The sequence below is a fragment of the Mesorhizobium captivum genome, assembly GCF_033977165.1.
Taxonomy (GTDB): Bacteria; Pseudomonadota; Alphaproteobacteria; order Rhizobiales; family Rhizobiaceae; genus Mesorhizobium; species Mesorhizobium captivum.
Window position 1 is genome coordinate 50,809 of the sequence record NZ_JAVIJB010000014.1, and the last position, 23,229, is coordinate 74,037.

18 protein-coding genes are annotated in these 23,229 nt (G+C 65.8%); 14 read left to right on the forward strand and 4 right to left on the reverse strand.

All coding sequences use genetic code 11. The annotated features are described in order from the left end of the window. The first annotated feature begins 70 nt into the window (after positions 1 to 70). Both RFM40_RS14250 and RFM40_RS14255 read left to right on the forward strand, forming a co-directional pair. Complete coding sequence (locus tag RFM40_RS14250) at positions 71 to 274, forward strand: hypothetical protein (protein WP_126096667.1); 204 nt, start codon at positions 71 to 73, stop codon at positions 272 to 274. Positions 275 to 361: 87 nt separating this feature from the next. After that, entirely contained in the window at positions 362 to 1,123 is a 762-nt protein-coding gene (locus RFM40_RS14255) for a TIGR01458 family HAD-type hydrolase (RefSeq protein WP_320225032.1), read from the forward strand. Here RFM40_RS14255 and RFM40_RS14260 read toward each other — a convergent pair. Then, positions 1,104 to 2,084 carry a GlxA family transcriptional regulator gene (locus tag RFM40_RS14260; protein ID WP_320225033.1) on the reverse strand — a complete coding sequence of 327 codons (981 nt, stop codon included), beginning with the start codon at positions 2,082 to 2,084 and terminating at the stop codon, positions 1,104 to 1,106. The genes RFM40_RS14255 and RFM40_RS14260 overlap by 20 nt on opposite strands. Positions 2,085 to 2,220: 136 nt before the next feature. Between RFM40_RS14260 and bcoG the strand changes: the two genes are divergently transcribed. The 12 genes from bcoG (at position 2,221) to RFM40_RS14320 (ending at position 19,905) form a co-directional block, all read left to right on the forward strand. Beyond that, a complete protein-coding gene (gene bcoG, locus RFM40_RS14265; RefSeq protein ID WP_320225035.1) occupies positions 2,221 to 3,138 on the forward strand; it encodes a 3-dehydrocarnitine:acetyl-CoA trimethylamine transferase BcoG in 918 nt (305 codons plus the stop codon). 15 nt (positions 3,139 to 3,153) lie between these two features. After that, positions 3,154 to 3,777 carry an HD domain-containing protein gene (locus RFM40_RS14270; protein WP_320225037.1) on the forward strand — a complete coding sequence of 208 codons (624 nt, stop codon included), beginning with the start codon at positions 3,154 to 3,156 and terminating at the stop codon, positions 3,775 to 3,777. A 2-nt stretch (positions 3,778 to 3,779) separates the two neighbouring features. Further along, on the forward strand, positions 3,780 to 4,910 hold the full coding sequence (locus tag RFM40_RS14275) for a 3-hydroxyacyl-CoA dehydrogenase NAD-binding domain-containing protein (RefSeq protein WP_320225039.1): 1,131 nt from the start codon (positions 3,780 to 3,782) through the stop codon (positions 4,908 to 4,910). A 3-nt stretch (positions 4,911 to 4,913) separates the two neighbouring features. Continuing rightward, positions 4,914 to 6,077 carry an acyl-CoA dehydrogenase family protein gene (locus RFM40_RS14280; RefSeq protein WP_320225040.1) on the forward strand — a complete coding sequence of 388 codons (1,164 nt, stop codon included), beginning with the start codon at positions 4,914 to 4,916 and terminating at the stop codon, positions 6,075 to 6,077. 66 nt (positions 6,078 to 6,143) lie between these two features. Continuing rightward, the gene (locus tag RFM40_RS14285; RefSeq protein WP_320225041.1) at positions 6,144 to 8,222 is read left to right on the forward strand and encodes an acetate--CoA ligase family protein; all 2,079 of its coding nucleotides are present in this window, start codon (positions 6,144 to 6,146) and stop codon (positions 8,220 to 8,222) included. Then, positions 8,215 to 8,997: a carnitinyl-CoA dehydratase gene (locus tag RFM40_RS14290; protein ID WP_320225042.1), complete on the forward strand. Its 783-nt coding sequence runs from the start codon at positions 8,215 to 8,217 to the stop codon at positions 8,995 to 8,997. The genes RFM40_RS14285 and RFM40_RS14290 overlap by 8 nt, the downstream gene beginning before the upstream one ends. A 214-nt stretch (positions 8,998 to 9,211) precedes the next feature. After that, positions 9,212 to 10,153 carry an alpha/beta hydrolase gene (locus tag RFM40_RS14295; RefSeq protein WP_320225043.1) on the forward strand — a complete coding sequence of 314 codons (942 nt, stop codon included), beginning with the start codon at positions 9,212 to 9,214 and terminating at the stop codon, positions 10,151 to 10,153. A gap of 367 nt (positions 10,154 to 10,520) precedes the next feature. Further along, positions 10,521 to 12,500: an NHL repeat-containing protein gene (locus tag RFM40_RS14300; RefSeq protein WP_430691672.1), complete on the forward strand. Its 1,980-nt coding sequence runs from the start codon at positions 10,521 to 10,523 to the stop codon at positions 12,498 to 12,500. Then, positions 12,497 to 16,207 carry a DUF7929 domain-containing protein gene (locus RFM40_RS14305; protein WP_320225044.1) on the forward strand — a complete coding sequence of 1,237 codons (3,711 nt, stop codon included), beginning with the start codon at positions 12,497 to 12,499 and terminating at the stop codon, positions 16,205 to 16,207. The genes RFM40_RS14300 and RFM40_RS14305 overlap by 4 nt, the downstream gene beginning before the upstream one ends. Positions 16,208 to 16,506: 299 nt before the next feature. Then, entirely contained in the window at positions 16,507 to 17,238 is a 732-nt protein-coding gene (rpe, locus tag RFM40_RS14310) for a ribulose-phosphate 3-epimerase (protein ID WP_320277707.1), read from the forward strand. Positions 17,239 to 17,440: 202 nt separating this feature from the next. Beyond that, on the forward strand, positions 17,441 to 18,196 hold the full coding sequence (locus RFM40_RS14315) for a GntR family transcriptional regulator (RefSeq protein ID WP_320225046.1): 756 nt from the start codon (positions 17,441 to 17,443) through the stop codon (positions 18,194 to 18,196). Between the two features lie 182 nt (positions 18,197 to 18,378). Continuing rightward, positions 18,379 to 19,905 carry a malonate--CoA ligase gene (locus RFM40_RS14320; RefSeq protein WP_320225047.1) on the forward strand — a complete coding sequence of 509 codons (1,527 nt, stop codon included), beginning with the start codon at positions 18,379 to 18,381 and terminating at the stop codon, positions 19,903 to 19,905. 276 nt (positions 19,906 to 20,181) lie between these two features. On the opposite strand, the gene nagA is transcribed toward RFM40_RS14320, so the two are convergent. The 3 genes from nagA to RFM40_RS14335 are packed head-to-tail and all read right to left on the reverse strand — an operon-like array spanning position 20,182 to position 23,146. Continuing rightward, complete coding sequence (gene nagA, locus RFM40_RS14325) at positions 20,182 to 21,342, reverse strand: N-acetylglucosamine-6-phosphate deacetylase (RefSeq protein WP_320225048.1); 1,161 nt, start codon at positions 21,340 to 21,342, stop codon at positions 20,182 to 20,184. Next, positions 21,339 to 22,370: an SIS domain-containing protein gene (locus RFM40_RS14330; RefSeq protein WP_320225049.1), complete on the reverse strand. Its 1,032-nt coding sequence runs from the start codon at positions 22,368 to 22,370 to the stop codon at positions 21,339 to 21,341. Before RFM40_RS14330 ends, nagA begins: the two co-directional genes overlap by 4 nt. Beyond that, positions 22,367 to 23,146: a GntR family transcriptional regulator gene (locus tag RFM40_RS14335; protein ID WP_320225050.1), complete on the reverse strand. Its 780-nt coding sequence runs from the start codon at positions 23,144 to 23,146 to the stop codon at positions 22,367 to 22,369. The genes RFM40_RS14330 and RFM40_RS14335 overlap by 4 nt, the downstream gene beginning before the upstream one ends. Positions 23,147 to 23,229 lie beyond the last annotated feature (83 nt).

Here is a 23,229-nt window from a genome sequence, read left to right on the forward strand (position 1 = left end):
CTTCAAACAGCCGTCACGGACTTCGTATAGTGTGGCCATGTGGCGGGAAGGACAGAAGGAGGCGAAACGTATGCAGCACGAACGCGAAATCGACGCCCTGCTCTCGCCCGGCGAGGCTGGTTCGATCATCGATCGGCTGATGGCGCTGCCGCATTCGAAAGACGGCGGCCGCAAGACAAACGAATGGGATCGCGCGGTCGCCGCGCGGTTGGAGACGGCGCTGGCCAAGAGCATGCGCTCGCGCATTGTTCGTGAAGGCCGCGACGCCGCCTGATTCTTCCATGGCCTGTTTCAAGGCCTGATTCTTCCTTGGTTTGACGAACGGAGACTGTTTCTCCATCCTTAACAGATGATACGCGCGGTGCTGCTCGACCTTCTGGGTGTCGTCTACGACGGCGGCACCCCGATAGCAGGCGCTGCGGCAGCCGTCGAGCGCCTGCGCAACGCAGGCCTGTTGCTCCGTTTCGTCAGCAACACGACACGCTCATCACGCAGCGCAATCATCGCGCAACTTGCCGCCATGGGCATTGAGGTTGCCGACGAAGAATTGCTGACGCCGGCGCGCGCCGCCGTCGAATGGCTGCGCAGGCATGGCCGCCGGCCGCATTTGCTGGTCCATCCCGATTTGGAGGTCGAGTTTTCCGGACTGAAGGGCGGCAGCGGGCGCGCTGTCGTCGTCGGCGATGCCGGCGAGGCCTTCGATCATGCCAGTCTCAACCGCGCCTTCCGCGAACTCGTTGCCGGCGCCGATTTCCTGGCGCTTGCCGTCAACCGTACCTTCAAGGATAGCGACGGCCTGCTCAGCCTCGACGCCGGCGCCTTCGTCGCGGCGCTCGAATTCGCCAGCGGGCGAAGCCCTGTCGTACTCGGCAAGCCGTCGCCGGACTTCTTCCTCTCGGCGCTTGCCGGTCTGAACTGTCCGGCGGCCGATGCGGTAATGATCGGCGACGATGCCGAGAGCGATGTCGCCGGCGCGCTCAGCGCCGGGGTCGGCGCGGCGCTGCTGGTGCGTACCGGCAAATACCGCCCGAATGACGAAACACGCGTCGATCCGGCGCCCACGGCTGTTATCGACGATCTTGCGGCGGCGACCGACTGGATAATCAGCCGCGCCGCAGCCTGACCGGCGCCTCGTCGAAAGCCCTGGAAAACGCCCTGGAGAATGCCGCTGCGGAGGAAAAGCCGGTACGCCCGGCAATGTCGGCCATGGCGATGCGCGTGTCGACCACCAGGCGCCGCGCGGCGCTGAGGCGCAGCCGCAGATAATAGGCGCCGGGCGTCTCGCCGATCGACTTGCGGAAAATGCTCTCCAGCGTTCGCGCCGTCACGCCGGCGCGCTTTGCGACCGCGTCGATGGTCAGCGGCTCGTCGACATGCGCTTCCATCAGCCGGATCGCTTGCGCCAGCCGGGGATCATAGCCGTCGAGCCGGCCGAGCGAGACCAGCGGCTGCGCGTCGGTCGCGGCGCGCGCCTGGTCGTAGATGAAGACGCTCGCCACATCGAGCGCGGCGGCCATGCCGAGCCGGGTTCGAACCAGATGCAGCATCAGGTCGAAGGTCGGCGACGCGCCGCCGGAGGTGAAGACCGGCCCGTCGATGACGTAACGGTCCGGCCGCACGTCGACGCCGGGAAAAGCGGCGGAGAAATCCTCCATGTCTTCCCAATGGGTGGTGGCGCTGCGGCCTTCGAGCAGGCCGGCGCGCGCCACCAGCCAGGTGCCGGCCTCGACACCGCCGCATGCGCGGGCCGCGCGCGCCGCACGGCGCAGGCCGGCAAGCAGCGCCGACGTGGCGTAGTTTTGCGTGCCGAAGCCGGCGACGACGACCAGCATGTCGGTCGGCTCGGCGGCATCGAAGCGGCCGCTGACTGCCACTGGCAGGCTGCACGTGGTGACCGGCGCTTCGCCTGTGACCGAGACCAGCTTGAAGTCGAACAGCATCTCGCCGGAAATGCGGTTCGCCGCGCGCAGCGGATCGACCGCCGATGCCACGCACATGATCGACGAGCCCGAGAACACCAGGAACGTCACCTTGAGCGGCTCGCGCTCGGGCCGAAAGATGGTCGGCTTTTCGCTTTTAGTCATGACAGCTTCGTAAAACGCAAAACAGTTTCCGGCAAGTGAGTCATTCTTGGAGTAGTTTCGGTGCATGTCGTTATCCCAAAACCGGTTCCCACTTTTGGGCGACATGCATGGCTGATCGAATTTGGGAGGAAAGACCATGCCGCTCGCGATGAACCGTGAGGTCTTCATTACCTGTGCCGTGACCGGCTCCGGCGGCACGCAGGACCGCAGCCCGCATGTGCCGCGCTCGCCCAAGCAGATTGCCGATTCGGCGATCGAGGCCGCCAAGGCGGGCGCCGCGATCGTCCATTGCCATGTGCGCGACCCGGAAACCGGCAAGCCCAGGCGCGACGTGCATCTCTACCGCGAAGTCACCGAGCGCATCCGCGAGGCGAATGTCGACGTGGTGCTGAACCTCACCGCCGGCATGGGCGGCGACATGGTGTTCGGCTCGCCGGAAGCGCCGCTTCCGCTCAACGAAAGGGGTACCGACATGGGCGGCGCCACCAACCGCATGGAGCATGTGCGCCAGTGCCTGCCGGAGATCTGCACGCTGGATTGCGGCACGATGAACTTTGCCGAGGCCGATTACGTCATGACCAACACGCCCGGCATGCTGCGCGCCATGGGCGGCATGATGACGGCGCTCGGCGTCAAGCCGGAGATCGAGGCCTTCGATACCGGGCATCTGTGGTTCGCCAAGCAGTTGGTCGAGGAACAGGTGCTGAAGCCTGACGCGCTGGTGCAGCTCTGCATGGGCGTGCCGTGGGGCGCGCCGGACGACCTCAACACCTTCATGGCGATGGTCAACAACGTGCCGTCGACCTGGAACTGGTCGGCCTTCTCGATCGGCCGCAACCAGATGGCCTATGTGGCGGCGGCGGTGCTTGCCGGCGGCAATGTCCGCGTCGGCCTGGAAGACAATCTCTGGCTCGACAAGGGTGTGCTGGCGACCAACGCGCAGCTCGTCGAACGTGCCGCGAGCATTGTCACCAATCTCGGCGCGAGCGTGCTCGGGCCGGAGGAAGTGCGCAAGAAGCTCAACCTCACCAAGCGGGCCCCCGTCGCAGCGTGATTTGGGGAGTCGGATATGACCACCGTCAAATTCACCGCGATGAAGGATGGCGACAGGCAAGACTACGAATTCCTGACCGCCCATGAGATCGACTATGCCGCCAGGACCGGCGACCGGCTGCTCGATGCGCTCGTGCAGCTCGACGAGGGCCTTTCCGGCTACAAGATCACCCGGCTCGGCCATTCGCTGCAGGCGGCTACGCGCGCCTGGCGCGACGGCGCCGACATCGACTGGATCGTCTCGGCGCTGCTGCACGACATCGGCGACATTTACGCGCCCTATAACCACGACGAATACGCCGCGACGATCCTGAAGCCTTTCGTGCGCGAGCAATGCACCTGGGTGGTGGAAAAGCACGGCGACTTCCAGCGCCTCTATTACGCGCATCATCTAGGCGGCAACCGGCATGCCCGCGACCGCTTCGCCGGGCATATGTATTTCGACGATTGCGACCAGTTCTGTGAGCGCTGGGATCAGTCGAGCTTCGATCCCGACTACGAGACGCTGCCGATCGAGTTCTTCCGGCCTTTCGTGCTCGAAGTCTTCGCGCGCAAGGCCTACGACCCGGCGGTGATCCGCGCCGGCGAGCGGGTTCCTCTCACAAATTCCGAAACGGCCAAGACAAGAACCGGAGCCTGAGCATGAGCATCATTAACAAGGCGGCCGCCATCGGCGGCGGCGTCATCGGCGCCGGCTGGGTGGCGCGGCTGCTCTTGAACGGCATCGACGTGTCGATCTTCGATCCGGATCCCGAGGCGTCGCGCAAGGTGAGCGAAGTGATGAAGGGCGCGCGGCGCGCCTATAAGCAGATGCTGCCCGGCGGCTTGCCCAGGGAAGGCAAGCTCACCTTCGCCAAGACGATCGCCGAGGCGGTCGCCGATGCCGACTTCATCCAGGAGAGCGTGCCCGAGCGGCTCGATCTCAAGCACAAGGTGCTGGCCGAGATCGACTTGCATGCGCCGGCCAATGCCATCGTCGGTTCCTCGACCTCCGGCATCAAGCCGACCGACATGCAGGTGGCGATGAAGAAGCATCCGGAGCGGCTGGTGGTCGGCCACCCGTTCAACCCGGTCTATCTGCTGCCGCTGGTCGAGATCGTCGGCGGCCAGCAGACTTTTCCGGAGGCGATCGAGGTCGCCAGGGAACTCTACGCCTCGATCGGCATGAAGCCGGTGGTGGTGCGCAAGGAGATCGAGGCTTTCGTCGGCGACCGCCTCTTGGAAGCGGCCTGGCGCGAGGCGCTGTGGCTGGTCAAGGACGGCATCTGCACCGTCGAGGAACTCGACGACATCATGCGTTACTCCTTCGGCCTGCGCTGGGCGCAGATGGGCATGTTCCAGGTCTATCGCGTTGCCGGCGGTGAGGCCGGCATGCGCCACTTCATGGCGCAGTTCGGGCCCTGCCTGAAATGGCCATGGACCAAGCTGATGGACGTGCCGGAGTTCAACGACGAGCTGGTCGACCTGATTGCCACGCAATCCGACGAGCAGGCGAATGGCCTGTCGATCCGCGAGTTGGAGATGATCCGCGACGACAATCTGGTCGCGATCATGGAAGCGCTGTCGAAGCAGAACAAGGGCAAGGGCTGGGGCGCCGGCGCGCTGCACAAGGATTATACAAGGCAGCTCGCCAAGCTGGCGGCGAAGAAGCCGACCCCCGCCAAGCCCGGAAAGGCCAAGGCCACCAAGCCGGCGAAGAAGGCCGCAAAGCCGGCAAAGGCTGACAAGCCCGCCAAAACTGACAAGGCGAAGAAGAGCAAGAAGAAGGGCTGAGCCATGCATTTCGGTTTATCGGAAGAGCAAAAGCTCATCGTCGAGACGACGCGTGCCTTCGTCGAGAACGAGCTTTATCCGCATGAGCGCGAGGTGGAGCGCACCGGCGAGCTGCGCCGCGAGTTGATCGACGAATTGAAGGCCAAGGCGATCGCGGCCGGCCTCTATGCCGCCAACATGCCGGCCGATGTCGGCGGCGCGGGCCTCGATACGGTGAGCTGGCTGCTCTACGAGAAGGAGCTTGGCCGTGCCAATTACGCGCTGCACTGGACCTGCGTGGCGCGGCCCTCCAACATCCTGCTCGCCGGCACGCCGGAGCAGCGCGAGAAATATCTCTTCCCCTGCATCCGCGGCGAGAAGTGGGACTGCCTGGCGATGACGGAGCCCGGCGCCGGCTCCGACCTGCGCGGCATGAAGGCGACCGCCGTGCAGGACGGCTCGGACTGGGTGCTCAACGGCACCAAGCATTTCATCAGCCATGCCGACATCGCCGATTTCGCTATTTGTTTCATGGCCTCGGGCGAAGAGGATTCGCCGCGCGGCAAGCGCAAGAAGATCACCGCCTTCTTCGTCGACAAGGGCACCAAGGGCTTTTCGGTGCGCGACGGATATAGCAACGTCTCGCATCGCGGCTACACCAACTCGATCCTCGAGTTCGACGACTGCCGGCTGCCGGCGAGCCAGGTGCTGGGCGAAGTGCACAAGGGCTTCGAGGTGGCGAATTCCTGGCTTGGCGCCACGCGCCTGCAGGTCGGCGCCACCTGCCTCGGCCGCGCCGAGCGCGCGCTTTCGCACGCCATCGAATATGCCGCGCAGCGCCGGCAGTTCGGCCAGCAGATCGGCAAGTTCCAGGGCGTGTCGTTCAAGCTCGCCGACATGGCGACGGAATTGAAGGCCGCCGACCTGATGGTGTTCGAAGCCGGCTGGAAGTACGATCAGGGCACCGTCACCGACCAGGACATGGCGATGGCCAAGCTGAAGGCCACCGAGATGCTGGCTTTCGTTGCCGACGAGGCGATCCAGATCCATGGCGGCATGGGGCTGATGGACGACCTGCCGCTGGAGCGCATCTGGCGCGACGCCCGCGTCGAGCGCATCTGGGAAGGCACTTCGGAGATTCAGCGACATATTATTTCGCGGGCGTTGCTGCGTCCGTTCGGGGCTTAGAGCATGATCTCCCCAAAACCGGGGACCGCTTTTGGGAAAAGATCGTGCTCAAACGAAAAGATGACCATGCATAAACTCGAACGTCTCCTGCGCCCGAAATCGATCGCCGTGTTCGGCGGGGCGCAGGCTGCCGCCGTCGTCGCGCAATCGATCAAGATGGGCTTTGCCGGCGAGATCTGGCCGGTGCATCCGACCAAGGACGAGGTCGCCGGCCGCAAGGCTTATCGCTCCGTCGCCGACCTGCCCGGGGCGCCGGACGCCGCCTTTGTCGGCGTCAACCGGCATCTCACCATCGAAGTGGTAAAGGCGCTGGCTGAGCGCGGCGCCGGCGGGGCCGTCTGTTTTGCCGCCGGCTTCCTCGAGACCGAGGCCTATGACGAGGACGGCGAGCGGTTGCAGGCGGAGCTCGTCGCCGCCGCCGGCGAGATGCCGATCATCGGCCCGAACTGCTACGGCCTGATCAACTATGCCGACGGCGCGCTTTTGTGGCCCGACCAACACGGCGGCATCAGGCTGGCCGACGGCGGCAAGGGTGTCGCCATCATCACACAGTCGTCCAACATCGCCATCAACATGACGATGCAGAAGCGCGGCCTGCCGATCGCCTTCCTGATGACGGCCGGCAACCAGGCGCAGACCGGCCTTTCGGAAATGGCGCTCGGCCTGATCGAAGACGAGCGCGTCACGTCGCTTGGACTGCATATCGAAGCCTTCGATTCCGTAGCCGGCTTCGAGAGGTTGGCCGCCCGAGCCCGCGAGCTGAAGAAGCCGATCATCGCCATGAAGGTCGGCCGCTCGGAGCAGGCCAGGCAGGCGACGGTGTCGCACACCGCTTCGCTCGCCGGTTCGGACGCCGCCTCCGGCGCCTTCCTGAAGCGTCTCGGCATCGCGCGCGTCGATTCCATCCCGGCCTTCATCGAAGCGCTGAAGCTGCTGCACGTCACCGGACCATTGCCGGGCTACAGACTGTCGTCGATGAGCTGTTCGGGCGGCGAGGCCTCCGTCATGGCCGACAGCGCGGAAGGCCGTTGGGTGCATTTCCCGACGCTGAGCGCCGAGCATCGCGTCCATGTCAAATCGACGCTCGGGCCGCTGGTCGCGGTCGCCAATCCGCTCGACTACCATACCTTCATCTGGAACAACGAGCCGGCGATGACGGCCACCTTCACCGCCATGGTATCGGGCGGCTTCGACCTCAACATGCTGGTGCTCGACTTCCCGCGTCCCGACCGCTGCTCGGACACCGACTGGTGGGCGACGCTGCGCGCCTTCGAGGCGGCGCTGAAGACCAACAGGGCGCAAGGCGCGATCGTCTCCTCGCTGCCGGAGAATCTGCCGGAAGAATACACGGCCGGGCTGATGGCGCGCGGCATGGTGCCACTGTTCGGCATTTCGGAAGCGATGGATGCAGCGCAGGCCGCCGCCTTCATCGGCTGGGCGTGGCGCGAGCCGCAGGCGCAGCCGGTCGACACCACGGCCGCGGGAGCGACCGATGGCAGCCACGTCACCCCCGACGAGGCCGAGGCCAAGGACAGGCTGATCAAGGCCGGCCTGCCGGTGCCGACGGGCGAGCGCGCTTCCAACGCGGTCGAGGCGGTGATCTCGTCCATGGCGCTCGGCTTTCCGGTGGCGCTGAAGGCGCTGGGTGTGACGCACAAGTCGGAAGTCGGCGCGGTGCGGCTGAACCTCAAGGATGCCGAATCCGTCAGCAACGCGGCGCATGACCTCCTGCCGCTCGGCACCGGCCTCTATGCCGAGCGCATGGTGCGCGACGGCGTCGCCGAGCTGATCGTCGGCTTCACCCGCGATCCGATGTTCGGGGCGGTGATGACGCTCGGCACCGGCGGCGTGCTGGTCGAGCTCCTGCGTGACAGCGTGACGCTCATGCTGCCGGCGACGCGCGACGACATCGAGGCGGCATTGCGTGGATTGAAGCTCTATCCACTGCTCGAAGGCTATCGCGGCCGGCCGAAGGCCGACGTCCAGGCTGCCATCGACGCCATCGCCGGCATTGCCGATTTCGTGCAGAAGAATGAAGGCGAGATCGAGGAGCTCGACATCAATCCGCTGATCGTCTGCGCCGACGGCAAGGGCGCTTGGATCGCCGATACCCTGCTGGTGCTTGGAGAAAAGAAGAATGGCTGATGTCATCACCACCCGCCGCGAAGGCACGATTCTGGAAGTCACGCTCGACCGGCCGAAGGCCAACGCCATCGACTTGAAGACGTCGCGGCTGATGGGCCAGACCTTCAAGGCGTTCCGCGACGATCCCGGCTTGCGCGTCGCCATCGTCAAGACGGCTGGCGACAAGTTCTTCAGCGCCGGCTGGGACCTGAAGGCAGCCGCCGGCGGCGACGCGGTCGACGGCGACTACGGCGTCGGCGGTTTCGCCGGATTGCAGGAGCTGCGCGACTTGAACAAGCCGGTGATCGCCTGCGTCAACGGTATGGCGGTGGGCGGCGGCTTCGAACTGGCGCTATCTTGCGACCTCATCTACGCGTCCGACCATTCCTCCTTCGCGCTGCCCGAGATCCGCGCCGGCACGCTTGCCGATGCCGCGACGATCAAGCTGCCGAAGCGCATCCCCTACCATGTCGCCATGGACCTCTTGTTCACTGGCCGCTGGATGGACGTGGCGGAAGCGCACCGCTGGGGCCTGGTCAACGAGGTGCTGCCCAAGGAGAAGCTCGAGGATCGCGTCTGGGAGATCGCGCGGCTCTTGGCCAGCGGCCCGCCGCTGGTCTTCGCCGCGATCAAGGAGACGGCGCGCGTGGCGGAGGCGCTGACTTTCCAGGATGCGATGAACAAGGTGACCCGCCGCCAGCTGCCGACGGTCGATATCCTCTATGGCTCGGAGGACAATATGGAGGGGTTCCGGGCGTTTGCGGAGAAACGCGACCCGTTGTGGAAGGGTAGATAACGTCGGAAATGATGGCGCGTCCCACCCCCCTCTGTCCTGCCGGACATCTCCCCCTCAAGGGGGGAGATTGGCAGCTTCGGGCTCGGCGCTTCTCCTGCGACATAGAAGATTGGCGAAAGCCTTCGCGACATCCGATCTCCCCCCTTGAGGGGGAGATGGCCGGCAGGCCAGAGGGGGGTGCCTGGGCGCATGCTTCGATGTTCGGTCTCCTCTCATGACCGACTACAAAACCCTGATCGACGCCGAGACCTGGGCCTTCATCGAGAAGACCAATTCCTATTATCCGCCGGATACGATCGACTACACGATCGCGGAGCAACGGGCGATCTACGACCGGATGTGCCGGGAATTCTTCGCCGGCTATCCGCAAGGCGTGACGGCGGAAACGACCGTTATCGCCATGCCGACCAACAGCATCCCGATCCGCATCTACCGCAACACGGAACCAAACGGAGCCGCCATGGTGCTCTACGTCCATGGCGGCGGCTTCATCCTTGGCGGGCTGGACAGCCATGACGATGTCTGCGCCGAGCTTTGCGCCCGCACCGGCTATGACTTTGCCTCGGTCGACTACCGGCTGGCGCCGGAGCATCTGCATCCAGCCGCCTTCGATGACGTCATGGACGCCTTCGAGTGGGCCGCCAGGACCTACGACTGCCCGGTCCTGCTTTGCGGTGACAGTGCCGGCGGCAATCTCTGCGCCGCCGTTGCCCACGCGACGCGTGGCCACAAGAAAAAGCCGATCGGCCAAGTGCTGATCTATGCGGGCCTTTTCGGCGATCGTTCGAAGGGCTCCTATGTGACGCATGCCGAGGCGCCGATGCTGACGACGCGCGATATCGAGTTCTACAAGCATATCCGCACCGGCGGCGTGGATATGACCGGCGACATCACGCTGTTCCCGCTCGCCGATGCCGATTTCGCCTACCTGCCGCCCACAGTGCTGATCACCGCGCAATGCGATCCCCTATCCTCCGACGGCGAGGCCTATCGCGACCGCGTCGTCGCCGCCGGCGGGAGAGCCTGGTGGTTCGAGGAACCCGGGCTGGTGCATGGCTATCTCAGGGCCCGGCACACGGTCGGCCGGGCGCGGTCGAGCTTCACCCGCATCGTCGAGGCGGTCTCCGCGCTCGGCAAGGGCGAGTGGATCTGGTGATCCTCCCAGGCGGCCAAGACAGCTCCTCCCCGAAACATCTCCCGCATTGAACCTTTCCGCGTCAGCCCGCGACTGACGACCAGGCACTGCAATAGTGCGGGCGGAAGGGAAAGCCCCAATGACCAGAAACCTTGAGGCTCCGTGGTCCCCGGGAACAGCAGGAGCTCAGCGCGACCACCGCCTTCGGGACGAGGTCGATGCGCTGGGCTTTCGGCTGATTCCGTTGACCCTGCCAGGCAGCCGGCGTATCGTCATCAAGCGGAAAATAGACAATTCGATCAAGGACGAACGAGCCGGAACGCCGCGCCTTAGCCTGATTTGCGCGGTGACCACGGAGGGTTCTTCCGACGGCTTCGGGGGGAGTTCAATGTCTTGCGACCGCGGCTCGTTCGTGACTTCTCGCGCCGGCGGTTTGCGGCGTGCAATAACGACAACCGGTGGAATTCTTGCTCTGGCGTTGTCCGCTGGCCTTTGGCTCGGCGGCGCGGCAAAGGCCCAGGAAACCCGGATCATCGATCCCGGCTCGATGGCTGTGACCGGTTTCCCCGGCACTGTCATCCCCGATTTCGAGCAAGGTCTACCGCCCGGCGTCGATCCGGTCGACGAAACCTTCATCGACACCTCGCAGGCCTCGTTGCGGATTTTCGACGTCTCGCGTCTCGGCGGCCCGGCCTCCGGCCAGCTCGTCTACACGCCGCCGCCCTTCGAGGTGACGGCCGGCCAGATCGGCGAGGTGTTCGGCCTCACCTATGACGACGGCGTGCGCGATGGCGTGCCGTCGGGCATCCCCAACCTCTATGCGGCGGCGACCTCGCTGCATGGCATCGAGATCGTCACGCCCGATGCCGACGAGGACGGTCGCCCCGAGCGGCAGCGCCGCGGCACCGCCAGTGCGACCTTCATGGACGGCCAGTTCGGCATCGAGAACGGCGGCGGTCCAGGCACGATCTGGAAGGTCGACGGCATCACCGGCGCAGTCTCGAAATTCGCCGACATCGACACCAACAGCGGGCCCGGCATCGGCAATCTCGCCTTCGATCCCATCCACCGAGAGTTCTTCGCTTCCGATCTCGATACCGGCCTGATCCACCGCATGGACCCCGACGGCGATCTGATCGACAGCTTCGACCATGGCGTCGCCGGACGTCCGGCGCGTGGCCTTGCCCAGGTCGCCGATGACGGCGCCGTGATGGACATCCAGGCCGCCGCTTTCGACAGCGAAGACCCGAAGACCTGGGGCTATACGCAGGACGAGCGCCGCGTCTGGGCGATCTCCTATCATGGCGGCCGGCTCTACTATTCCGTCGGCGAGAAGGCTGAGATCTGGTCGGTCGGCATTGCGAGCGACGGAAGCTTTGCCGGCGATCCGCGCTGGGAACTGACGGTCAAGGCCGACCAGGACTATGCCGCTACCGATATCGCCTTCGACAATAAGGGTTTCCTGTATCTCGCCCAGCGCGGCCCGGTGGAAAACCGCTACGACTACAGCGGCTTCGCCTCATCCGGCAAAGGCGAGGTCATCCGCTACCAGCGCGAGGACCCGGACGATCCGGCGACCGAATCGGTCTGGGTGGAAGTGCCGCAGGAATACGCGATCGGCTTCCCGCAGGGCAACCGGCAGTCGGCCGGCGGCGTCGACCTGCAATACCGCTACGATGCCGAGGGCAATCTGGACACCAGCGTTTGCACCGACACGGTCGTCAACACCGGCGACAAGCTGCGCGACAATCCGGAGCTTGCCGAGCGGCTGGCCGCCGGCGGGCCGCTTGCCGTGCATGGCGTCCAGCTCACGCCGAGCGCGCTGGTCAAGCCGGCCAACGTGCCGCCCTTCGGCTCATGGTTCGTCGACTTCGACGGCTATTTCGAAGACCCCGAAGTCCAAGGCCATGTCGGCGACGTCAGGGTCTGGCGCCCTTGCGAAGGCCGTGCCGGCTACTATGAGGACATCCCCGGCGGCGGCTACCTGCCTCCCTTCTATCCGCCCGATTTCCCGCCGCCCGGCAACCTGCCGCCCTGCATCGATGTCGAGGATGTTCACTATTACTGCACGCCCCGCGGACTTCAGGCCGATCTCTATCTCAAAGACCCGGCCGGCTTCGGCGGCGATTCGATCAAGGCTCTGTCCAAGACGCCGGGCGTCGGGGTGACCTCGCCGATGTCGCACGCGCCGGGCAAGCCCTACACGATCGACATCACCGGCCATAATCCGGGCGAAACCGTCAATGTCGGACTCTGCTTCTACCGCAAGTCCGACCGGGACAAGGGCGGCTACTACCCTTGCTGCAAGATGACGCTGCCGCTCAGAACGCCGGCCGTCAGCTGCGAAGCGCCGAGGAGGGGCAGATGAATGATCTCGCCCTTTCCCGCTTCGCTTCGCGCAAAACCGTCATGGAGACGATCATGAAACCCCTGTCATACGCCAGGCGCGGAGCGCGCTGGCTGATGGCGGCCGGTATCGCGGTCGCCATGATGCCGGCGCTGCCGGCGCTCGCCCAAGACAAGGCTCCGGCCGCGGCCGCCAATCCGGAATCCGCTCCTGAACAGCGCGGCATCAATCCGGAACTCGGGCGAATCGTGCCCTTCTTCACCAAGATAGGCGGCCAGAGAAGCTGCGATACCGTCGAATATGTCCTGAGCTTCGGCATCCACGGCGACCCGCAGGACTTCGACCGGCCAAGCGTGGCGGCCCTGCTGAAAGCGACAAGGCTCGACTTCAGGGACCAGCTGCCGCACGGCCTGCAGATCGTCAGCGTCGACGTCGTCGGCGACGGCACGAGCGCTTCCGGCGGACCGCTGCCCGCCGCTTCGATCAGCACATCGGCCGGCCCGGACGATACGACGACCGTCTCCAATTTCCGGATCAGCGCCTCCAACCTCGACGGCGTCGGTCCTGCCAACGAACGCGTGATCACCTTCCGGATTGCGGCCAAGATAGACCATGCCGCCTTTCCCGCACCGGCGACGGTCGACAACCAGGGCGAGATGAAAGTGGCCCTCAGGGGTGGTCCGGCAACCACCATCCCCTCGCAGGATCCGGACAAGCCCGACGACGGCGATTTCCTTACCGGCGCGCAGACTTCGATCAAGATCGACCTGAGCAAATGCAACCCGCCGCCTCCGCCTCCCGGCAAGGAGTGCTTCAAGGCCGAGCGCGGCGCGGTCGACTGCGTGCCCGGCGGCGGCGGCTTCATCTACCACATGCCGGTCGGCCCGGAGATGGGCGGCAAGTGGGTGCAGGTGTCGACGACGACGCCCGGCATCACCATCGTTCCCGACACGCAACAGGTGCCTGCGGGCGGCGGCGTGCTGAACTGGAAGATCATCGGCGCCTCGCCCGGCGATGCCATCCAGCTCGTCGTCACCGGCATCGACACCTATGCCGGGCGGAAGGAAGGCTGGGGGCTTTGCTGCACGCAGACGATCGACATCGTCATTCCGCGCGACCTCAGGTGCCCGCCTGAAAAGCAGCCCGACCTCAAGGTCGAGAAGTGGGCCGAGGTGCCGCGTTGCACGATGGCCGGCGGCTGCGATTTCACCATCACGGTCACCAATGTCGGCGACGGGCCCTATAACAGCAAGATCGTGCTCGACGAGGTGACGTTGCCGGCCGGCTCTGTGCTTACTTCAGGACCAAACCCGCCCTGGGTCTGCGCGCCCGGCACAACGCCGATGACCTGCACCCATCCGGTGACCACGCTCAACCCCGGCGCTTCCGTCAACCTCAAGCTCGGCTTCAAGCCGGCCGGCGGCTGGCAGGGCGGTGTGCTGCGCAACTGCGCCGCCTATGATTACCAGGCCAGCGGCAAGCCGCTGTTCGGCAGCCAGCAGAACGACCGCGGCTGCGCTTCGATCCCGATCTGTCGTCGTGGCGATCGCGACCCGCGGTGCCAGCCTCCGGTCGAGAAGAAGGTCGACCTGATCCTGAAGAAGCGCGCCCGCATCCCGGTCTGCACGCCGGAGGGTGTCTGCTATTTCGTGATCGACATCATCAACAACGGCACCGACACCTATAACGGGCCGCTGACGGTGATCGACACCTATCCCGGCGGCGCGCCGACCTCCTCGACCTTCGGGCCGAGCCCGCCATGGACCTGCGGACCGAACGGCCCCGGCCGGTTCCGCTGCGACAATGCCGGCATCTCGCTGCCTCCGGGCGCTTCGACGCCGATCGTCGTCAAGGCGGCGATGCCGGCAAACTACCGGCCGGATAGGGTCGAGAATTGCGCCGAGGTGAAGGCCATTCCCGGCGAAGTCGACCTCGCCAACAACAAGGCCTGCGCGTCCGAGCGCATCCGCCATCCGAACGGCGGCCAGCCCGGCCTGCGCATCACAAAGGTGTGCGACGGATCGTTGGCCGGCGCGGCTTTCGTGTCCTGCCGCATCACCGTCAGCAACGCCGGCACCGCAGCCCCCACCGGTCCGGTGCGGGTCAACGATGCCGCCACGCTGGTGGCGGGCGGTATGCCGGCAGCGATCCAGACCGCGACCCCCGACGGTGCGGACTGGAGCTGCGGGCCGGTGCCGGCCAACACGCTGTCGTGCCAGATTCCCGGCGCGGTCATGACGCCCGGAACCAGCCGGCACTTCGACGTGACGGTGAGCGCCAATGGCGCGTTCGAGAACTGCGCGCGCGGCTCTTTTGGGCCGGCGCCGGGCGACGACATCGTCTATCCGATCGGCCAGGTCTGCGCCAAGGGCGGCGGCGCCTCGACCATCCGTGTCGAGAAGACCGGCGATGCTGAGTGCCAGCCGGGCGCGCCCTGCTCGTTCGAGATCACCATCACGAACGATGGGCCAAACGCCTTCTCCGGCCCGGTCCGCATCGGCGATGCGGTCGGTCTGGACGGCGTTGGCCGCCTGGAAGGCGTTCCGATCACCTCGATCGATCCGCCCTTCGGCTGCTCGCCGGAACCGACGACGCTGCCGGCATCCTGCATCGCCAATCTGACGCTTGGCGCCGGCGAAAGCCACACGCACCATGTCAGCGTGATCCTTCCCGACCTTGCCAAACTGCAGGGCGCGGTCAGCGGGCAGAACTGCGTCGGCGTGCTCTCGCCGAACACGCCGGTGCAGGGCGGCAGCGACGTGCTGTCGCACGCCCCGACCAACGCACAGGGCGATCGCGGCAAGGCCTATGCCTGCCACCCCTTCACCATCAAGCGTGAAGTGAAGACCCAATGCTCGGGCGGCATGGTGCTCAACTCGGCCGGCCGCTGCGCCTGCCCGGAGGGCACCAGCTTCCGCAACGGCCAGTGCTCTGGCGGCGGCAAGCTGCTGCCGCTTCCGGAACCGAAGCGTTGCGTCCTGTTGCAAGGCCAGATCCGGACCGAGGATGGACGCTGCGTTTGTCCGCGCGGCACGGAGCTGGAAAACGGGAAATGCGTGCGGGGCGAGCAGCCGCAGGAGCCGCAGTGCACGCTGCGTCCCGGCCAATATCGCGACCAGGACGGCAATTGCGTGTGCCGGCGTGGCGAGCTGGTGAACGGCGTCTGCCAGGTCGTTCCGCCGAAATGCACGATCCGCGGCGCCGTGCCGACTTCAAACGGCTGCGTCTGCCCGAAGGGGACGCATCTCGACCGCGTCGCCAAGGCCTGCGTGCCCGACAAGCAGCCGCCCAGCCAGTGCCGGATTCGCGGCCAGGTGCGCAATGCCGACGGCGATTGCGTCTGCCCGAGGGGAACGGAGGTGAGGGGCAAGGTCTGCGCGCCGGTCAAGAAGCCGCAAGCATGCTCCATCCGCGGCCAGGTCCTCAACAAGCGCGGCGCCTGCGTGTGTCCGCGCGGGACCGAGGTGATAGAAGGCAGGTGCGGCACGTTCGAAGACGCCGAATGCGCGCCGGGCTCGCAGATGATCGACGGCATTTGCCAGCCGATCATCAAGCGGCGCTGCCCGGTCGGGACGACCGGACGGTATCCGGATTGCTTCCCGATCCGCAGACGGCCGGGCCTGGAGATCGATCCGGACCTGCTGCTCAATCCGAACATCCTGCAGCAGGTGCTGCCAAGGAATCGACCAAGGCTGCAGCGGAACCCGGCGACCAACAACCTTCAGTGACGGAGCCTATGGCCACATCGCGAACCCGCCGGAGCAATCCGGCGGGTTGTTCTTTTCCCGCGTCGGAGCCGCGTTCCTGTGCGCCTGCCGACCGATGCGGAAAACATGCTTCCCCTTGGCTGGACGATGGTCTAGAGCGGTTCATCGTTTCACAGAAACGGTAAACCGCTCTATTTGTTTGTTTTGACGCAATTCCGGACGGAAAACCGTGTCACACTTTTCCTGGAATTGCTCTAGGCAGACGCGAATGGAAGGCGCGCGGCCCAGCGCGCCGACGTGGATGCCGGGAGAGGCCTTTCATGAGCAAGAAGACCCTGATCGCGCCGTCGGTGCTGGCGTCGGATTTCTCGAAGCTCGGCGACGAGGTCGAGGCGGTCGCGGCCGCCGGCGCCGACTGGATCCATCTCGACGTGATGGACGGTCATTTCGTGCCCAACATCACTTTCGGCCCACCGGTGATCAAGGCGATCCGCAACCGGACAAAAACCTTCTTCGACTGCCATCTGATGATCGCGCCGGCCGACCCCTATCTGGCTGCCTTCGCCGAGGCCGGCTGCGACGGCATGACCGTGCATGCCGAGGCCGGCCCGCATCTCGACCGTTCGCTGCAAACCATCAAGAGCCTCGGCAAGAAGGCCGGCGTCTCGCTCAACCCGGCGACTCCGGAAACGGCGATCGAATATGTGCTCGACCGGCTCGACCTCATCCTGATCATGACCGTCAACCCCGGTTTCGGCGGCCAGGCGTTCATCCCGGCCATCGTCGACAAGGTGAAACGCGTTAAAGCGCTGATCGGCAACCGCCCGATCCGCGTCGAGATCGACGGCGGCGTCTCGCCGGAAACAGCGCCGCTGGTGACTGCCGCCGGCGCCGACGTGCTGGTGGCGGGGGCGGCCATCTTCAAAGGCGGCACCGTCGAAGCGTATCGGGCAAATATAGAGGCAATCCGCTCGGCAGCCGACAAGGCCGCCAATCAAAGTATGCGACGCAGCTCTTCTAGCGGAGGTTGCACACTCCAATCGCGCTATTGAACCGTCATTCAATATATCTTGTTGGCTATAAAAATCATAGGCGGATTTTACTTTACTCGATAATAGACCGCCCCCTTGTCTAAAATTCGAATATCATCATCTTCCGCTTTGAGGCGGCAATGCCCGACTGTATGATACATGTACGGGAAATTGCTTCGCCGAGGGGGTCCTGGCAAAACAGGGGCAAGCAATGGGAGTTCGATTGACATACGGAAATGCCGATACGGGCGAAGGCAAGGGTGCCAAGAGCACGCTCGCCAGCTCGGTCTACCATCAGCTCCGCGAGGACCTGCTGCGTGGAGCTTTGGAGGCAGAGGGCAAGCTGCGCGTCGAATGGGTCGTTTCCCGCTATGGCGCCGGCGCCTCGCCGGTGCGCGAAGCGCTCAACCGCCTCGCCGCCGAGGGCCTGCTCGGCCGCCATGATCAGCGCGGCTTCTTCCTGATGCCGGTAAGCGCGGCCGAGCTGGAGGAGCTGACCCGCACGCGCTGCTGGCTGGAGGAACGCGCGTTGCGCGAATCCATAGCGCACCGCACGGCCGAGTGGGAAGAACAGCTGGTACTCGCCCTGCACCGGCTGGCGCGCGCCGAGCGGCGCCAGCCAAGCGAACCGGCAACCAACAATCCGGAATGGGAGAAGCTGCACCGCGCCTTCCACCGCGCGCTGATCTCGGCATGCCGGTCGCATTGGCTGATTGGCTTTTGCGACCAGCTTTCCGACCAGGCCTCCCGCTACCGGCTGATCTCGCAGCGCGGCCCGGGCTCCGAACGGGACGACCTCGGCGAGCACCGGACGATCGCCGAGCGCACTCTGGATGGCGATGCCGACGGCGCGGTCGAAGCCTTGCTCAGCCACTACCGGCTGACGGCGGAGATGTGCATGGCGCGCCTCAACGAAGGCTACGGTCCGAAGGCCGGCTCGGGCAAGGTTTCGCGCCGCCGCAACCAGCCGTCCATGTAGCTGCCCATCGCCGGCAAATCTGGTATTCGCTCTGGCTAAAGCGCGTCGCGATCTTTCAGATTCGCTGCGCTTTAGTTTTTGATTTTACGCATGTCTTTGTCCCGAAACCGGTTCCCACTTTCGGGAGACATGCTTTAGGCCGATGCATCGAATGTCATCGGCAGCGAGGCCAGGGAATGACCATGACCAACCACCTGTTCGACGCTTTCCGCGCCAGCATGCCGGCGCCTAGCCAAACGTTAATGGAGACCGATAACGGACGTTCGATCTCCTATGGCGACATGCTGGCGCGGTCCGGGCAATTTGCGCATGCGCTTGTCGAAGCGGGCGTCCAGCCCGGCGATCGCGTCGCCGTGCAGGTAGAGAAGACGCCGGAGGCATTGCTGCTCTATCTCGCCTGTCTGCGCGCAGGCGCCGTCTTCCTGCCGCTGAACATCGCCTATACGCTGCCGGAGCTCGACTATTTCTTCCGCGACGCGGAACCGCGGCTGGTCGTCTGCGATCCGGAAAAGGCAGGCGATATCCAATCGCTTGCCGCATCGGTCGGCGCCGCGACGCTGACGCTTGGCCGCGATGGGCGAGGCGCGCTTGCGGATCGCGCGGCGTTGCAGCCCGCGGATTTTGCGAATGTAGCGCGCGGTCCGGACGATCTTGCCGCCATCCTTTATACCTCAGGCACGACCGGCCGCTCCAAGGGCGCGATGCTCAGCCACGAGAACCTTGCCTCCAACGCGCGGGTGCTGATGGAGCATTGGCGCTTCGGCGCCGAGGACGTGCTGATCCACGCGCTGCCGATCTTCCACACGCACGGCCTGTTCGTCGCCACCAACGTCATCCTGATGGCCGGCGCCAAAATGCTGTTCGAGCAGAAGTTCGACCCCGGCCGTGTCGTTTCACTTTTGCCCCGCGCGACCGCGCTGATGGGCGTGCCGACCTTCTATGTGCGGCTTTTGCAGCAGGACGGCCTGACGAGGGATGCAGCCAGCCACATGCGGCTATTCATCTCCGGCTCGGCGCCGCTGCTTGCCGAGACGCACAATGCCTGGCGCGTGCGCACCGGCCACGCCATCCTCGAGCGCTACGGCATGACCGAAACCAACATGAACACGTCCAACCCCTATGACGGCGAGCGGCGCGCCGGCACGGTCGGCTTTCCCCTGCCCGGCGTATCGCTGCGCATCACCGATCCCGAAAGCGCCAAGCCGCTGGCCCAGGGCGAGATCGGCATGATCGAGGTGAAGGGCCCGAACGTCTTTGCCGGCTACTGGCGGATGCCGGAAAAGACCAGGGCCGAGTTCCGCGGCGACGGGTTCTTCGTCACCGGCGATCTCGGCCTGATTGACGCCGACGGCTATGTCCACATCGTCGGTCGCGGCAAGGACCTGATCATTTCGGGCGGCTACAACGTCTATCCGAAAGAAATCGAGAGCGAGATCGACGCGCTTGCCGGCGTCGGCGAAAGCGCCGTGATCGGCGTCGCCCATCCGGATTTCGGCGAAGGCGTCACCGCGGTCGTGGTGCGCAGGCCGGGATCGGCGATCAGCGCCGCCGACATTGCCGGCGCCATCGCCGGGCGACTGGCGAAATACAAGCATCCGAAGCAGGTGATCTTCGTCGACGAATTGCCGCGCAACACGATGGGCAAGGTGCAGAAGAACGTTTTGCGCGAGACGTATAAGGATATCTACACGGCGGGCAGAACCGGCTAACGGTATAGTGGCAGGGTCCGCGCAGATCGCACCCCTGCGGTGACACCGTTGAGGAACGCGGCGGCGTAAGGCGACATCGGTCGTGATCCTTCGCGCCCCCCTCTGTCCTGCCGGACATCTCCCCCACTTGGGGGGAGATTGGCAGCTTCGGCGCCCCGCTTATCCTGCAACGTTGGAGATTGGCGAAGGCCGGCGTGACGTCTAATCTCCCCCCCTTGTGGGGAGATGTCCGGCAGGACAGAGGGGGCGCTGTCCGCCAGCGTTTCAAAGAGAGGCCTAAGCCGCAAACACCTTCTCACCGCCGATCCAGACGTTTTTGACGTTCAATTCCTCCGACAGCCCAACAATGTCGGCCGCGGTGCCGTTGGCGAAGCGGCCGAGGCGGTGCGCCTGGCCGATCGCCTCGGCGGGATAGAGCGAGGCCATGCGGAGCGCCTCGTCGAGATCGAGCCCGACCACGCGGTGGACGAAGCGCACCGCGGAAATCATGTCGAGGTCGGCGCCGGCCAGCGTGCCGTCGGCAAGCCTCAGACTCCCGTCCTTGCGGTAGATGGTGCGGCCGTTGAGCGTGAAGGATGTCATGTGGGTGCCGATCGTCGCCATGGCGTCGGTGACCAGCAGGATCTTGCCCGGGCCTTTCTTGCCGTTGAGCGCGAGCGTCATCGTGCCGGGATGGACATGGATGCCGTCGGCGATGATGCCGGCGTAGAAATTGCCGGTGTCGACGGCCGCACCCGCCAGTCCCGGCTCGCGATTGCCGATCTGGCTCATGGCGTTGAAGAGATGCGTGACGACGGTGGCGCCGGCCTCGGCAAAGGCCGTTGCCGTGGCGTAGTCGGTATCCGAGTGGCCGAGGCTGACGACGATGCCGGCCTTGGCCAGCGCCGTGACGCGGCCGGGCTCGACCGATTCCGGCGCAATCGTGGTGAGCAGCACCGGCAGGTTCCGGCGCGCGGCGACCAGCGCGGCCTGGTCGGCGTCGGTCATCGGCCGGATCAGGGCTGGATCATGCGCGCCCTTGCGCGCGATGGACAGATGCGGCCCTTCGAGATGCAGGCCGAGGAAACCCTGCACGTTCTTCCGCGCCGCCTCGGCGCCGGCGGCGACCGCCGCGGCGGTGATCGCCGGCGTGTCGGTGATCAATGTCGGCAGCAGCGCCGTGGTGCCGAAGGGCGCATGCGCGCGGCAGATGGTCTCGATCGAGGCGACATCGGGATGGTCGTTGAGCATGACGCCGCCGCCGCCATTGACCTGGATGTCGACGAAGCCGGGGACCAGCAGGCCGCCGCCGGTCTCGACTTTGGACACGCCGGACGGAACGGCGCCATTGGGCAGGATGGCCTCGACTAGCCCGTCCTTGACGAGGAGGGCCGCGTCTTCGTGCCAGTCGGCACCGTCGAAAATGCGGGCGCCAGTGAGGGCGAAACGGTCGCTCATACGGTTTCCGTCACCTTGCGCAGGTTGCGGGGCGCATCCGGATCGAGGCCGCGATGGCGGGCGAAGGCCTCGACGAAGCCGTAGAAGGACACGATCAGCGGCAACGGATCGGTCAGCGGATGGCCGGTCGCGACATGCGGCAGCAGCCTGGCGCTCGTTGCCTTGTCGGAGGTGACGAAGGCTGCCGCGCCCTTGGCCGCCAAGCTATCGACGGCCTCGGCCACCGAAGGCTCCGACGCGTCGCGCGCGGCGAGCGCCAGGACCGGGAAGCCCGGCCCGACCAGCGCCAGTGGCCCATGCATGACTTCGGCGGCGCTGTAGGCCTCGGCATGCATGGCGCAGGTCTCCTTGAATTTCAGCGCCGCTTCGCTGGCGATCGCGAAGGACGGACCGCGACCGAGGATGAACAGCGACTGCGGCGTCTCGAGCGCCGCTGCCAGCGCCATCCAGTCGCAGGCGATCGCCTTCTCGAAATGTTCAGGCAGGCGGGCGAGCGCTGAGAGCAACGCCTCGTCGCCGGTGCTGTGGGCCATCAGCGCCAGGGCGGCGACGGCGGAATTGACGAAGGTCTTGGTGGCCGCGACGCTGCGCTCCGGCCCCGCGAGGATGTCGATGGCGTAATCCGAAGCCCGCGCCAGCGGCGAGTCGGCGGTGTTGGTGATGGCGACGGTCAGCGCGCCGCCCGCCCGTGCCGTTTCGGCCATGGCGACGATGTCGGGGCTCTTGCCCGACTGCGAGATGGCGAGGCAAGCCGAGCCGCGCAATCTCAGCTTTGCGCCGTAGATGGAGGCGATCGACGGTCCAACGGAAGCGACGGCGAGGCCGGCCGTCAGCTCGACAGCATATTTCATGAAAGTGGCGGCATGATCGGACGAGCCGCGCGCCACGGTGACGACGAAATTCGGATCGCGCTCGCGAAGGCCGCGGCCGGCTTCGGCGAGCACCTTGGCCGAGCCATCCAGCAGGCGGGCTGTGGCCTGCGGGATCTCCTCGATCTCGCGCCGCATATGGGTGGCGGTTGCGCTCATGGCCGGATCTCCTCTCCCGGCCCGGTCAGCCGGAGTTCCGCGACGAAGTCATAGGCGTCGCCCCTGTAGATGGAGCGCGTGAACTCGATCACCTTGCCGCTCGCCAGATAGGAAATACGTTCGATGTGCAGGCCGGCAACCCCCGGCGGCACTTCGAGCAGGCGCGCGTCGCCATCGCCGAGATTGGCGGCCGAGATGCGCTGCACCGCCCGCACCGGACGGTTGCCGGTCAGTTCCAGCGCCGCGTAGAGCGAGGAGCCGATCGCCTCGGGGTCGGGCAGCACGCTCGCCGAAATCGCGGCGCGCTCGATCGCCAGCGGCGTGTCGTTGGCGATGCGCAGGCGCGCGACCCGCGCCACCAGCTCGTTCGACGACAGGCCGAGCACCATCATCTCGTCCGGCGAGGGCGCATAGAGGCCGCGGTCGAGCCAGGCCGAGCGCACGACCATGCCGCGGCGCGCCATGTCCTCGGTGAAGGAAGTGAGCCGCGACAGCGACTGCTCGACGCGCTCCATGCGCGGGGCGACGAAGGTGCCCGAGCCATGGCGCTGGACGAGGATGCCGCCCTTGACCAAATCCTGCACCGCCTTGCGCACGGTGACGCGCGAGATGTCGGCCTTGCTGGCGATATCGCGCTCGGACGGCAGCGCATCGCCCGGACCGATCAGGCCGCGATTGACGGCTTCCTCGATGCTTTTCCTCAACTGCAGGTAAAGCGGCGCGCCGCTTTGCGAGGATTCTTTCAGCATGGCGAAGATCTGGTCGGCGGCGCTCATCGCGGCGCCTCCGGCAGCATGGCGAAGATCTGGTCGGCGGCGCTCATCGCGGCGCCTCCGGCAGCATGGCGAAGATCTGGTCG

Bases quoted from the DNA above. Each gene is read 5' to 3' on its own strand.
- RFM40_RS14250 (WP_126096667.1), top strand. From the start codon at position 71: ATGCAGCACGAACGCGAAATCGACGCCCTGCTCTCGCCCGGCGAGGCT.
- RFM40_RS14260 (WP_320225033.1), bottom strand. From the start codon at position 2,084: ATGACTAAAAGCGAAAAGCCGACCATCTTTCGGCCCGAGCGCGAGCCG.
- bcoG (WP_320225035.1), top strand. From the start codon at position 2,221: ATGCCGCTCGCGATGAACCGTGAGGTCTTCATTACCTGTGCCGTGACC.
- RFM40_RS14270 (WP_320225037.1), top strand. From the start codon at position 3,154: ATGACCACCGTCAAATTCACCGCGATGAAGGATGGCGACAGGCAAGAC.
- RFM40_RS14275 (WP_320225039.1), top strand. From the start codon at position 3,780: ATGAGCATCATTAACAAGGCGGCCGCCATCGGCGGCGGCGTCATCGGC.
- RFM40_RS14280 (WP_320225040.1), top strand. From the start codon at position 4,914: ATGCATTTCGGTTTATCGGAAGAGCAAAAGCTCATCGTCGAGACGACG.
- RFM40_RS14285 (WP_320225041.1), top strand. From the start codon at position 6,144: ATGCATAAACTCGAACGTCTCCTGCGCCCGAAATCGATCGCCGTGTTC.
- RFM40_RS14290 (WP_320225042.1), top strand. From the start codon at position 8,215: ATGGCTGATGTCATCACCACCCGCCGCGAAGGCACGATTCTGGAAGTC.
- RFM40_RS14295 (WP_320225043.1), top strand. From the start codon at position 9,212: ATGACCGACTACAAAACCCTGATCGACGCCGAGACCTGGGCCTTCATC.
- RFM40_RS14300 (WP_430691672.1), top strand. From the start codon at position 10,521: ATGTCTTGCGACCGCGGCTCGTTCGTGACTTCTCGCGCCGGCGGTTTG.
- RFM40_RS14305 (WP_320225044.1), top strand. From the start codon at position 12,497: ATGAATGATCTCGCCCTTTCCCGCTTCGCTTCGCGCAAAACCGTCATG.
- rpe (WP_320277707.1), top strand. From the start codon at position 16,507: ATGAGCAAGAAGACCCTGATCGCGCCGTCGGTGCTGGCGTCGGATTTC.
- RFM40_RS14320 (WP_320225047.1), top strand. From the start codon at position 18,379: ATGACCAACCACCTGTTCGACGCTTTCCGCGCCAGCATGCCGGCGCCT.
- nagA (WP_320225048.1), bottom strand. From the start codon at position 21,342: ATGAGCGACCGTTTCGCCCTCACTGGCGCCCGCATTTTCGACGGTGCC.
- RFM40_RS14330 (WP_320225049.1), bottom strand. From the start codon at position 22,370: ATGAGCGCAACCGCCACCCATATGCGGCGCGAGATCGAGGAGATCCCG.
- RFM40_RS14335 (WP_320225050.1), bottom strand. From the start codon at position 23,146: ATGAGCGCCGCCGACCAGATCTTCGCCATGCTGAAAGAATCCTCGCAA.